Annotated in this window: 11 protein-coding genes; 5 read left to right on the forward strand and 6 right to left on the reverse strand. The window is 63.7% G+C overall.

Going from position 1 to position 11,746, the window contains the following annotated elements; translation table 11 throughout:
• Window positions 1–85: 85 nt before the first annotated feature.
• The 4 genes from K6M89_RS17465 to K6M89_RS17480 all read left to right on the forward strand — a co-directional run bounded on the left by K6M89_RS17465 (window position 86) and on the right by K6M89_RS17480 (window position 5,215).
• Complete coding sequence (locus K6M89_RS17465; protein WP_222140304.1) at window positions 86–1,615, forward strand: ABC transporter substrate-binding protein; 1,530 nt, start codon at window positions 86–88, stop codon at window positions 1,613–1,615.
• A gap of 358 nt (window positions 1,616–1,973) precedes the next feature.
• Window positions 1,974–2,921, forward strand: coding sequence for an ABC transporter permease (locus tag K6M89_RS17470; protein WP_222140305.1), 948 nt, complete (start codon window positions 1,974–1,976; stop codon window positions 2,919–2,921).
• 3 nt (window positions 2,922–2,924) lie between these two features.
• Complete coding sequence (locus tag K6M89_RS17475) at window positions 2,925–3,788, forward strand: ABC transporter permease (RefSeq protein ID WP_222140306.1); 864 nt, start codon at window positions 2,925–2,927, stop codon at window positions 3,786–3,788.
• Window positions 3,789–3,823: 35 nt separating this feature from the next.
• A complete protein-coding gene (locus tag K6M89_RS17480; protein WP_222140307.1) occupies window positions 3,824–5,215 on the forward strand; it encodes an amidase in 1,392 nt (463 codons plus the stop codon).
• On the opposite strand, the gene K6M89_RS17485 is transcribed toward K6M89_RS17480, so the two are convergent.
• From K6M89_RS17485 to K6M89_RS17495, 3 genes are all read right to left on the reverse strand, one after another.
• Window positions 5,208–6,065: a C40 family peptidase gene (locus K6M89_RS17485; RefSeq protein ID WP_222140308.1), complete on the reverse strand. Its 858-nt coding sequence runs from the start codon at window positions 6,063–6,065 to the stop codon at window positions 5,208–5,210. The genes K6M89_RS17480 and K6M89_RS17485 overlap by 8 nt on opposite strands.
• Window positions 6,066–6,089: 24 nt before the next feature.
• A complete protein-coding gene (locus K6M89_RS17490) occupies window positions 6,090–6,440 on the reverse strand; it encodes a MarR family transcriptional regulator (protein WP_010032039.1) in 351 nt (116 codons plus the stop codon).
• Between the two features lie 154 nt (window positions 6,441–6,594).
• Window positions 6,595–7,986 carry a leucyl aminopeptidase family protein gene (locus tag K6M89_RS17495; protein WP_222140309.1) on the reverse strand — a complete coding sequence of 464 codons (1,392 nt, stop codon included), beginning with the start codon at window positions 7,984–7,986 and terminating at the stop codon, window positions 6,595–6,597.
• Window positions 7,987–8,128: 142 nt separating this feature from the next.
• On the opposite strand from K6M89_RS17495, the gene K6M89_RS17500 reads away from it, so the two are divergent.
• On the forward strand, window positions 8,129–8,965 hold the full coding sequence (locus K6M89_RS17500) for a tetratricopeptide repeat protein (protein WP_097581347.1): 837 nt from the start codon (window positions 8,129–8,131) through the stop codon (window positions 8,963–8,965).
• Window positions 8,966–8,972: 7 nt separating this feature from the next.
• Here the strand turns inward: K6M89_RS17500 and K6M89_RS17505 are convergent, their stop codons facing one another.
• The 3 genes from K6M89_RS17505 to K6M89_RS17515 form a co-directional block, all read right to left on the reverse strand.
• Window positions 8,973–9,605 (reverse strand): LysE family translocator, encoded by a 633-nt coding sequence (locus tag K6M89_RS17505; RefSeq protein WP_222140310.1) that lies wholly within the window; start codon window positions 9,603–9,605, stop codon window positions 8,973–8,975.
• 130 nt (window positions 9,606–9,735) lie between these two features.
• On the reverse strand, window positions 9,736–10,722 hold the full coding sequence (locus K6M89_RS17510) for a type II secretion system F family protein (RefSeq protein ID WP_064681520.1): 987 nt from the start codon (window positions 10,720–10,722) through the stop codon (window positions 9,736–9,738).
• A 14-nt stretch (window positions 10,723–10,736) separates the two neighbouring features.
• A complete protein-coding gene (locus K6M89_RS17515) occupies window positions 10,737–11,744 on the reverse strand; it encodes a type II secretion system F family protein (protein WP_222140311.1) in 1,008 nt (335 codons plus the stop codon).
• Between the last annotated feature and the right edge of the window lie 2 nt (window positions 11,745–11,746).

An 11,746-nucleotide genomic window follows, 5' to 3' on the forward strand; every position in this document is an offset into this window, starting at 1 on the left:
CGCCATTGTGTGTGCACGGGGACAGTGCCACTCTCTTCGCAAAAAGGGCCTCCGCCAACTGTGCGTGGCCAGACAAGGGAACATGATGATCGAGCTTTCCTTTGCGCCGTCAGCGCGTTTCGTCCAACGGCTTTCCCTTGGCGCGGCACTTTTGGCCGCTCTGATGATGACGGCGATGACGCCGGCGGAAGCGGCGAAAACCACCCTCAACCTCGGCATGAGCGTCGAGCCGACCGGGCTCGACCCGACGATCGCAGCCCCCGTCGCAATCGGCCAGGTCACCTGGCAGAACGTGTTCGAGGGGCTGGTGAGGATCGACCAGGCCGGCAAGGTCCAGCCGCAGTTGGCCAAAAGCTGGGAGGTCTCGCCCGACGGCCTGACCTATACGTTCAAGCTGCAGACCGGCGTCAAATTCCACGACGGCGAGGCCTTCGATGCCGCCAGCGCCAAGTTTTCGCTCGACCGCGCCCGCGGCGCGGATTCGGTCAATCCGCAGAAGCGCTTCTTCGCCTCGATCGCCTCGATCGAAACGCCCGATGCCGAAACGCTGGTGCTGCACCTCTCGGCGCCGACCGGCAGCCTGATCTATTGGCTCGGCTGGCCGGCCTCTGTCATGGTCGCGCCGAAGACGGCGGCCGACGACAAGGTGACGCCGATCGGCACCGGTCCCTTCAAATTCGCCGGTTGGGCGAAGGGCGACAAGGTCGAACTCGCCAGAAATGCCGACTACTGGAACAAGGATGCCGCCGCCAAGCTCGACAAGGTGACCTTCCGCTTCATCGCCGATCCACAGGCGCAGGCGGCCGCGCTGAAATCGGGCGATCTCGACGCCTTTCCGGAATTTGCCGCACCCGAGCTGATGAGTTCGTTCGACGGCGATACCAGGCTCGTCACCAGGATCGGCAATACCGAGCTCAAGGTCGTCGCCGGCATGAACAATGCCAGGAAGCCGTTCGACGACAAGCGCGTGCGCCAGGCGCTGATGATGGCGATCGACCGCAAGACGGTGATCGACGGGGCGTGGTCGGGCCTCGGCACGCCGATCGGCAGCCATTACACGCCGAACGACCCGGGCTATCAGGATATGACCGGCGTGCTGCCCTATGACGTCGAGAAGGCCAAGGCGCTGCTGGCCGAAGCCGGCTATCCCAACGGCTTCACCTTCACGATCAAATCGCCGCAGATGGCTTATGCGCCGCGCAGCGCTCAGGTGATGCAGGCGATGTTTGCCGAGATTGGCGTGACGATGAATATCGAGCCGACGGAATTTCCGGCGAAATGGGTCCAGGACATCATGAAGGACCGCAATTTCGACATGACGATCGTCGCCCATGCCGAGCCGCTCGACATCGACATCTATGCCCGCGATCCCTATTATTTCAATTACAAGAACCCGGCCTTCAACGCGCTGATGAAGAAGGTCCAGGAGACGGCCGATCCCGCCGCGCAGAATGCGATCTATGCGCAAGCGCAGAAGATCCTCGCCGAGGACGTGCCGGCGCTCTACCTCTTCGTCATGCCGAAACTCGGCGTCTGGGACAGGAAGCTGAAAGGGCTGTGGGAGAACGAGCCGATCCCTTCCAACGTGCTGTCCGGGGTTTCCTGGGAGGAGTGAGCTGCGGGGCCGGGTGGGACGCGAAAAAGAGGATGGCCTTGGACAGATCCGAGATGTATTTGGCCGATATAGCGCGCAGCCTTTTCCCTGGCTCGCCAACTCCGTTCAGCTGGCGCCGACATGGTTTGATTTCGCTGGATGGCACCCCTGGCGTCAGCGCCTTGGATGGCTCCCTCCACTCACCCCGCACTCGGTCATGCTCGGACTTGAGCCGAGCATCCACACGGCATCCACCAGCAGCCGCGACGTGGATCCTCGGCTCAAGGCCGAGGAAGACGGAGAGTGGGGTTGAGCTTTTCGCCAAACCCAACGCCAGCCCATGGGAGAGCCGCCGCGCCACCTCGGCAGCGTGGCCCACATGATCGCCCTCCTCGCGCGCCGCTTCGCCGGCCTTGTCATCACGCTTCTCATCGTCTCACTGCTGATCTTCACCGTCATGGATCTCCTGCCGGGCGATCCCGCCTCGATCATGCTCGGCACCTCTGCAAGCCCGGAAACCTTAGCAGCGCTGCGCCATGAACTCGGGCTCGACCAGCCGCTCATCCTGCGTTACGGGCAATGGCTGGCGGGCCTATTGTCAGGCGATCTCGGCCAATCCTACACCTATGGCGTTCCGGTCGCGGGATTGATCGTCGAGCGGCTGGCGGTGACGCTGCCGCTGGCGTTGATGGCGATCGCACTTTCGGTGGCGATCGCCCTGCCGCTCGGCGTGCTGGCCGCCTCGCGCCGCGGCCGTGTCTTCGATATCGCCGCAGCGCTGTTTTCACAGATCAGCATCGCAATGCCGGCTTTCTGGGTGGCTTTGCTGCTGATCATTCTGTTTTCGACGATGCTCGGACTGATGCCGGCCGGCGGTTTCCCGGGCTGGGAAGCCGGTCTTCTGCCGGCATTGCAGGCGCTTGCTCTGCCGGCGGTCGCATTGGCAATGCCGCAGGCGGGCGTGTTGACGCGGGTGGCGCGTTCGGCCGTGCTCGAGACGATGCATGAGGATTTTGCCCGCACCGCGGTGGCCAAAGGCCTTTCGCGCGGCGCCGTGTTATGGCGGCACCTCGTGCCGAACGCACTGATCCCGATCCTCACCATGATCGGGCTGCAGTTCACCTTTCTCGTCGCCGGCGCGGTGCTGGTGGAAAACGTCTTCAACCTGCCCGGCCTCGGGCGCCTTGCCCTGCAGGCGCTTTCCCAGCGCGACATCATCGTCATGCAGGATGTCGTGCTGTTCTTCGCCGCCCTCGTCATCGTGGTGAATTTCATCGTCGATCTCTCCTATCTGACGATCGATCCCAGGATGAGAAAGGCGGCCTGACAAATGGCACCGATCACATCCACGGCCATCGCCCACCGCCGTCGGGCCGCTAGACTTAGCCGGCGAATGAACCTGATTTCTGGTGCTTTCATCGTCGGCCTGCTGATCGCCGTTGCGCTGCTGTCTCTCGTCTGGACGCCGCTGCCACCTGAAAAGATGCAGATCGTCCACAAACTGCAGCCGCCGCTCGCCTTCGGCCTGCTCGGCACCGACCAATTCGGCCGCGACGTGCTTTCGATGCTGATGGCGGGATGCTGGAATTCGCTGTCTATCGCCATCAGCGCGGTTGCGATCGGCGGGACGCTCGGTTCGATCGCCGGCGTTTCGGCCGCGGCAATCCGCGGCCCGTTCGAAGCGCTGCTGATGCGCATCTGCGATGTCATTTTTGCCTTGCCGCCGATCCTGTCGGCGATGGTGCTCGGCGCCTTTCTCGGGCCGGGCCGGTTGACCGCCATCGCCGCGATCGCCGTCTTCATGATCCCGGTCTTTGCCAGGGTGACGCTTGCGACCTCGCTGCAGGCCTGGAGCCGGGATTATGTGACGGCGGCGCGCGCGATCGGCAACACGCGCCTGACCATTTCGCTGCGCCACGTGCTGCCGAACATCATCAGCCAGATCATCGTGCATGGGGCGATCCAGCTCGGGTTGGCGATCTTGACCGAAGCCGGTCTCAGCTTTCTCGGACTCGGCATGGCGCCGCCGGCGCCGACATGGGGCCGGATGCTTGCCGATGCGCAAACCTATCTGGCGCTGGCCCCCTGGCTGGCGATCCTGCCGGGCCTTGCCATCGCGCTTGCTGTCCTCGGCTTCAACATACTCGGCGACGGCTTGCGCGACCTTCTCGATCCACGCGAGGCAAGCCGCTGATGTCCCGCCGAGACAAAAAGCCCAGGACCGAGGCCATGAGCGACACCAATCTGACCATCCGCGAGCTCAGACGGCGCTTCGCCGATAAAAGCCTTTCGCCGCTGGAATACTGGCTCGCGCTCGAAGACCATATCGCCGCCTGGGAGCCGTCGATTTCAGCGCTCTACCTTTACGATCCGGAAGCGGCGCGTGCGCAGGCGAAAGCATCGACGGCGCGGTGGGCGAAGGGACGGCCGCTCGGCGCGCTCGACGGCATTCCGGTGACGCTGAAGGAATTGATCGCCACGAAGGGCCAGCCGGTGCCGTTCGGCACCAAGGCGGTGGAGTTGAAACCGGCGGAGGCCGATGCGCCGGCCGCCGCCCGGCTGCGCGAGGATGGCGCAGTGATCTTCGCCAAGACTACCTGCCCCGATTACGGCATGCTTTCCTCCGGCCTTTCGAGCTTTCATCCTCTCAGCCGCAATCCCTGGAACATCACACAGAATCCCGGCGGATCGAGCGCCGGAGCTGCCGGCGCGGCTGCAGCCGGCTACGGGCCGCTGCATATCGGCACGGATATCGGCGGCTCGGTGCGCCTGCCTGCCGGCTGGACCGGCATCTTCGGCTACAAGCCGAGCCATGGGCGCATCCCGGCCGATCCCTATTATGTCGGGCGCTGCCTGGGCCCGATGACGCGCAGGGTCGAGGATGCGGCCTTTTCCATGGCGACGCTGTCACGACCGGACTGGCGCGACGGCACCAGCCTGCCGCCGAACGATTTCAACTGGATGGATCTCGAGATCGACATGTCAGGCATGAAGATCGGCCTGATGCTCGATGCCGGCTGCGGGCTTGCGGTGGATGACGAAATCAGGGGCGCGGTCGAAGCGGCGGCAAAAGGTTTCGAGAAGGCCGGCGCCACCATCATATCCGTCCAACCGGTGCTGACGCGCGCCATGCTTGACGGGCTCGACACCTTCTGGCGCGCCCGCCTCTGGAGCGATATCGCAGGCCTGGACGAAGAGCGGCGCGACAGTATCCTGCCCTATATAGGCGATTGGGCGAAGGCCGGCGCCGATGTCAGCGGCGTCGATGCGGTCAGAGGCTTCAACCAGACGATCGAAATGCGCAGGAGCTGCGGGCAGCTGTTCACCACGGTCGACGCGCTGCTCTCGCCGACCAACCCGATCATTTCCTATCCGGCCGAATGGGCATCGCCGACCAACGATCCGGCAAGGCCGTTCGAACATATCGCCTTCACCGTGCCATGGAACATGTCGGAACAGCCGGCCGCCTCGATCAATTGCGGCTTCTCCCGGTCGGGCATGCCGATCGGGCTGCAGATCGTCGGGCCACGCTTCGACGACATGCGGGTCCTCAGGCTGTCGAAAGCCTTCGAAGACTGGACGGGAGGCGTAAGCGCCTGGCCGCGGCCGCCGGTCACTTGAATGGGCGGCGATAGCCGGTCGGCTGTTGGTAGAGCGAGCCTATGCGCTTGACGGCGGCCTCGAAATTCTCGCGCGCCACCGTCATGCTGTGACCATTGGCATGAAGGATGGTCTGCGGATCCTCGAAAATCGCCACATGGCCCTTCCAGAACACTAGGTCACCACGACGGATTTCGGAACGATCGATCGCTTCGCCGAGGCCGGCTGCCTGCATGTCGGTATCACGCGGCGCCTGTCGGCCCGTCATCAGCATCGCAAGCTGGACGAGGCCGGAGCAATCGATGCCGAGACCGGAGCGCCCGCCCCAGAGATAGGGCGTCTCCAGGAATCGGGCGGCGACCTCGACATAATCGTCACCGTCGAGAGCGCCGATCGGCTGGACGTGCCTGGCGAAGATCGCGGTTCCATCCTCGAGCACGACATAATGATTGCCCCGCGCTTCCGCCGTGCCGGCGACGTGAACGCGGCTTCCCATCGAAAGCGTCGTCAGGTGCGGCTTACGCAGTTCGGGCTCCGGATAGAGGAAGGTGCGCGCCACGGTGACGATATGGGTCGGTGCCGGGTCAATTTGCGAGAGCGCGTCTGCGGTTACATAACCGACATAACCGTCCGAAGTGGCTTTCACCCAGCACCAGCCGTCGGCGCGATCGAAAACCATCACCTGCTCGCCAAGGAGCAGCTCCGTATCGATGCCGCGCGCAAGTTCCGGTTCGGGGCGCAAGGCAATGACGGGAACGGCGACGCGCGCCGGCGTGCCTTCCACGAAGCGCGACGCCTCCACCTTGCCTTCGAGTTCTGCTTCCGCGAGATCGGACCTATAGGCATGCAGGCGGCGGTCGAACATCGTCATTCCCATTCCTTTCACATCGCCCGTTCAGATCGGCAGACGGCGGCCCTGCTCCCGGACGAGATCGCCGAGCTTTTCCAGGTAAAGCGCGCCGCCGACGGTGCGCTTGATGATCACGTTGCGCCGGTCGGCATCGTCGCGCACGCGGTCGACCAGACCCATCTCGCCCATCGTGTCCAAAGCGCGGGTAATGACCGGCTTGGTGACACCGAGCGTGGCGGCAAGCCCGCGCACGGTGTGGGGCGGCGGCACCAGATAAATATGCAGCAGGATCGCCATCTGGCGCAACGTCAAATCGCGATCGTCAAGGCGCACCTGATCGAGCGCCACGCCATGCCAGAGCCCCAGCGCCTGCGAGGCGGTCAGTTCGATCGGCACGGCCCCTCCGGAAAATCGTTACGCTAGCGTTTCATTTTCCGGCAGTTGCCATACACATGCAAGGGCGGCCGGCAATTGCCGTCCGGCAGGGTGAATAAAATTTTAACGATCGCCCTCTGCCCAACGCCGCGGGGGCTGCTTCGGCCGGCCTGCTTCAGCGCATGCCCGTGCGGATATGATGAAAGAGCGCGCGGATCGCCTGGGCTTCGCCGCCCCCCGGCGAATGCGGCCGTTCAGACTGGGCCCAGCCGTAAATATCGAAATGCGCCCAGCTCTTCGTCTTGCTGACGAAACGCTTGAGGAAGAGCGCGGCGGTGATCGATCCCGCCATGCCGCCGGCCGGCGCGTTGGTGAGATCGGCGAATTTGGCGCGGATATCTTTTTCGTAGCCGGGATAGAGCGGCAGGCGCCAGATCGGATCGTCCGTTTCCAGGCTCGCTTCGGTCAGGTCATGCGCCAGATTGGCGTCGTCGGTGAAGAAGGGCGGAAGATCCGGACCCAGCGCAACGCGAGCGGCACCGGTCAGCGTCGCCATGTCGATCAAGAGCTCGGGCTCCTCCTCGTCGGCATAGGCGAGCGCATCGGCCAGGATCAGGCGGCCTTCGGCGTCGGTATTGTCGATCTGGACGGTGAGGCCCTTGCGGCTGCGATAAATGTCGCCTGGGCGGAAGGCGTTGGAGGAGATCGCGTTTTCGACGACCGGGACGATGACACGCAGATCGACCTTCAGCTTCGCGTCCATGATCATCAGGGCGAGCCCCATGACGTTGGCGGCGCCGCCCATGTCCTTCTTCATCAGGAGCATCGAGGCAGCCGGCTTGATGTCGAGACCGCCGGTATCGAAGCAGACGCCCTTGCCGACGAGCGTCACCTTGCGATGGCCCTTCTTGCCCCAGCGCAGTTCGAGAAGGCGCGGCGCATCGGCGCTGGCGCGGCCGACGGTATGGACGAGCGGGAAGTTTTTCTCAAGCAGCGCGTCACCTGTTATAACCGATACATCAGCCTTGTAATGCTGAGCCAGGCCGCGGAAAGCCGCCTCGAGCTGGTCCGGCCCCATGTCGTTCGTCGGCGTATTGATGAGATCGCGGGCGAGAAAGACGCCGGCGAGCTGGCGCTTGATGTCGGCGCCGTCGGCATCGCTCGGAATGAGCATTGTCGCGGCGGGAGATTTTTCCGATTTATAGCGGTCGAAACGGTAGCTGCCGAGCCCGAAGCCGAGGGCCAGGCGATTTGCCGTCAGCGGCGCGGTCTCGATGTGCCAGTCGCCGGCCGGCAGCGCACGCGCGAGTCTACCGGCGATGTAGGGCTGTTCGGACGGATTGGTGCCGAGGCCGAAAAGCGCGCCGCCGAGATGGCCTTCGGCGGTCGGGATCAGCAGCAGCGATCCGCTCTCTGCCTTGAACCCTGCCTTTTTCGCCCAGTCGAGGGCGATCGGATCGATTGTGCCGGTCTCGATGTGGGCGGGTGTGACGGCAAAGATCGGCAGCGTCGAACCGCCCTTCGTGTTGAAGGGGGTCGGTCTTTCGATGAACTGATAGGGGGCCATGATTGTCCTTCGGCGGTCGTCAGGAATCACTCCTTAACGGTCTGTTAGGGTTAACAGACTATTGCTGGAGCGAAGATTGCGTCAAACCTTTCCCTGTTCCGCGTTCGAGGTCAGGCGCCGATTTCGGAATCAGGAACGCGTCATGCCTGCCTCGCTCACCACCATATCCACCAATCGCTTCCTGCAGGGCGTCGCGGCGTCGCTGATCGTCCTTGCGCTGGCTGGCTGCTCGACGACCAAGGACCGGATGACGACAGGCTCGGTGCCGAAACTCACCAAGCCGGTCGAAGAGATGGACGCGACCGAGCTGCGCTCGGCAACGGATCGGCTCGGCCAGGCCTATGACAAGAACCCGCGCGATCCCGTCACCGGCGTCAACTATGCCAATCTGCTGCGCATGAACGGCCGTGACGCGCAGGCGCTCGCCGTCATGCAGCAGGTGGCGATCGCCAATCCCGGCGACCGAAACGTGCTGGCCGCCTATGGCAAGGCGCAAGCGGCAGCTGGACAGTTCCAGCAGGCGCTCGACACCATCGGCCGGGCCCAGACACCGGATCGTCCAGACTGGAGGCTGATCTCGGCCCAGGGCGCGATCCTTGATCAGATGGGCCGGGCAAGCGAGGCCAGGCAGCGCTACCGCGACGCGCTCGACATTCAGCCGAACGAACCTTCTATCCTTTCCAATCTCGGAATGTCCTACGTGCTGACCGGCGACCTGCGCACCGCCGAAACCTATCTGCGCTCGGCCGCCGGCCAACCAAACGCCGACAGCCGCGTCAGGCAGAACCTTGCCCTCGTCGTCGGCCTGCAGGGACGTTTCCCGGAAGCCGAGCAGATCGCGCGGCGCGAACTTTCGCCGCAACAGGCCGATGCCAATGTCGCCTATCTCAGGGGGATGCTCTCGCAGCAGAATTCCTGGCAGAAGCTCGCCGCCAAGGACAAGACGCCGGGCGCGGCGGACGGCAGCAACACCAACTAAACCGTGTTCAGCGGACGCTGAGGCCCGAAAGGATGAGACGGAGACCGAGGCCACCCATGACGGCGCCGGCGGCCCGGTCGATCCACCCCTTGGCATGGAGATAGAGCCGCCGCGGATGGCGGGCCGAAAAAGCGAGCGCCACGATCGAATACCAGCCCGCCTCCACCGCAAAGACACCGAGCGGCAGCGCGAAGATGAGATCGAGCGGCACCGTCCTCGGTAAAAGCGCGGCAAACAGGCTGGCATAGACGATGATGGTCTTCGGGTTGCTGAGCTGGGTCAGCAGCGCGGTCGTGAAGCTGCGCATCGGCGCGCGGCGGTCATGGACGGCGTCGGAAACCTCGAGCGGCCGACCGGCGCCTTTCCAGATATTGATGGCGATATAGACAAGATAGGCGCCGCCTGCGACCATCAGCAGGATATAGAGCCATTCGAACTGAGATAGCAGCGCCGTCAGCCCGGCGAGCGCCAGCACGGCAAACACCACACCACCGGCGCCCATGCCCAGCGCGGCCGCAAGTCCGTCCAGCCGTGACCGTGAAATGGCGATCCTGGAGACGATGACGAAGCTCGGACCGGGGCTCATGGCGCCGACCACCAGGGCTGCCATGATGCTGATGAAAATGCCCTGAGAAGACATCGGAACCTCGCTTTCGGGATGGAAGGCGTCAGAGAGACACGGCCTCCGCGCCAGCTGGTCATCGTCATCCCATTTAACAGCTATGCCGGCGCCCGTCACCGGCACGGACGACATATCGTCTGCGCGCCCGTCAGAACTTGTCCGCCACCTGGATGCCGGCCGGGCCGAGAATGACGGCAATCAGTACCGGCAGGAAGAACAGGATCATCGGCACCGTCAGCTTCGGCGGCAGGGCGGCCGCCTTCTTTTCCGCTTCGTTCATGCGCTCGTCGCGCCCTTCCTGAGCGAGAACGCGCAGCGCTTGGGCGACCGGCGTGCCGTAGCGATCGGCCTGGATCAGCGCCTGGGTGACCGACCGCACCAGTTCGATCTGGGTGCGCGTGGCAAGGTTTTCCAGCGCCACCCGGCGATCCGGCAGGAAGGAAAGCTCTGCCGTCGTCAGGACCATTTCCTCGGCGAGCGGCGGCGACTGCTCGCCAAGTTCCTCCGACACGCGACGCATCGCCGCCTCGATCGAGATGCCGGATTCGACGCAGATCAGCATCAGGTCCAGCGCATCCGGCCAAGCGCGCTTGATTGAATGCTGGCGCTTCCCCATGCGGTTGGAGATATAGATGTTCGGTGCGTAGAAGCCGAGATAGCCGATGCCGATGACGGCGAAGAGGCGGATGGGCATGCCCCTTTCGGCGAGGTTGCCGAGGCCGAAGACCCAGAAAGCGGCAAGCGCCAGAAAGAGAAAGGGCAGCAGGAAGCGCGCGACGAGGAAGGTATTCAGCGCATTCTCCGAGCGGAACCCGGCGGCACGCAGCTTGTTGACCGTATTTTCGTCGACCAACGCCTGGCGCAGGTTGAACCGCTCGACGATCTGGCGGACCGAGCGATTGTTCTGGCTGCGGAGCGACGCCTTGCCGGCGGCCGGGTCGGTATTCATGCGGGCGCGTTCGCGGGCGCGGATCTGCTCGCGCTCGGTCGAAACAGCCTTCATGCGCTTGGTGAGATCGCCGCGCTCGAAAAAGGGGATGGCGATCGTGTAGAAAGTGGCGAAGACGGCGATCGCGACAAAGATGGCGATCAGCATGCCCGGATTGGTCAACGTTGCGGCGAGGTCCTGCGACATGGTGCTTCCTTCCGCTAGATGTCAAAATTGACCATGTTGCGCATGACGAAGATGCCGATCGACATCCAGATCGCTGAGACACCCATGATAAAATGACCGCGCGGATCGGTAAAAAGGATCATCATGTAGTTCGGCGAGGTGAGGTAGACGAGAGTCGCGACGATGAAGGGCAGCGCGCCGATGATGACGGCCGACGCCTTGGCTTCCATCGACAGCGCCGACACCTTGGCCTTCATCTTCCGGCGCTCGCGTAGCACCTTGGAGAGGTTGCCGATCGCTTCCGACAGATTGCCGCCCGCCTGCGACTGGATGGCGATGACGATCGCGAAGAAGTTGACTTCCTGGAGCGGCATGTGGAGCGTCATGCGGGCGCAGGCGTCGGGAATGCTGAGGCCCACCTGCTGCGCCTCGATGACCCGCCGGAACTCGCTCTTGACCGGCTCGGTGCCTTCGGTTCCGATCAGCCGGATCGCATCGTTGAGCGGCAGACCTGACTTGATCGAGCGGGTAATGACGTCGAGCGCATTGGGGAGCTCGTTGAGGAATTTGGTCTGGCGGCGCTTGATCAGGAAGCCGAGAACCCAGCGCGGCAGGCCGAGACCGGCAACGACGGCAATGCCGGCCATGACCAGCAGGGATGCGCCGAGGACGAAAGCCACAAGCAGCAGAACCGAGGCGAAGACGGCGCTGAAGAGATAGAACTGCGACAGGCTGACCGTCAGGCCGGCCTGCACCAGACGCGATTTGATCGACAGGGTCTTCTTGGTCTTTTCGTTCTGACGCTTTTCCAGATCCTTCAGATTGTCCTGCACCGATTTGCGCCGCTTCGACAGTTCCTGCACGCGGTCGCGGGCAGCCTTGACCTTGACCCGGTCGACCTCTGCCGATTTCACACGATTGATGCGGCTTGCCGATTTCTTGTCGGTCTCGATCCGGGAAAACATCAGGGCATAGGCGACCGCCGCCGCGGAAACTGCGGCGAGGACGACGATTGCCAGGACTACCGGATCGAACCCGAACATCA

It is taken from the genome of Rhizobium croatiense (assembly GCF_019793465.1).
Taxonomy (GTDB): domain Bacteria; phylum Pseudomonadota; class Alphaproteobacteria; order Rhizobiales; family Rhizobiaceae; genus Rhizobium; species Rhizobium croatiense.

What these genes read in the sequence shown, in the direction of transcription:
- K6M89_RS17465 (WP_222140304.1), top strand. Translation starts at nt 86, where the DNA reads ATGATCGAGCTTTCCTTTGCGCCGTCAGCGCGTTTCGTCCAACGGCTT.
- K6M89_RS17470 (WP_222140305.1), top strand. Translation starts at nt 1,974, where the DNA reads ATGATCGCCCTCCTCGCGCGCCGCTTCGCCGGCCTTGTCATCACGCTT.
- K6M89_RS17475 (WP_222140306.1), top strand. Translation starts at nt 2,925, where the DNA reads ATGGCACCGATCACATCCACGGCCATCGCCCACCGCCGTCGGGCCGCT.
- K6M89_RS17480 (WP_222140307.1), top strand. Translation starts at nt 3,824, where the DNA reads ATGAGCGACACCAATCTGACCATCCGCGAGCTCAGACGGCGCTTCGCC.
- K6M89_RS17485 (WP_222140308.1), bottom strand. Translation starts at nt 6,065, where the DNA reads ATGACGATGTTCGACCGCCGCCTGCATGCCTATAGGTCCGATCTCGCG.
- K6M89_RS17495 (WP_222140309.1), bottom strand. Translation starts at nt 7,986, where the DNA reads ATGGCCCCCTATCAGTTCATCGAAAGACCGACCCCCTTCAACACGAAG.
- K6M89_RS17500 (WP_097581347.1), top strand. Translation starts at nt 8,129, where the DNA reads ATGCCTGCCTCGCTCACCACCATATCCACCAATCGCTTCCTGCAGGGC.
- K6M89_RS17505 (WP_222140310.1), bottom strand. Translation starts at nt 9,605, where the DNA reads ATGTCTTCTCAGGGCATTTTCATCAGCATCATGGCAGCCCTGGTGGTC.
- K6M89_RS17510 (WP_064681520.1), bottom strand. Translation starts at nt 10,722, where the DNA reads ATGTCGCAGGACCTCGCCGCAACGTTGACCAATCCGGGCATGCTGATC.
- K6M89_RS17515 (WP_222140311.1), bottom strand. Translation starts at nt 11,744, where the DNA reads ATGTTCGGGTTCGATCCGGTAGTCCTGGCAATCGTCGTCCTCGCCGCA.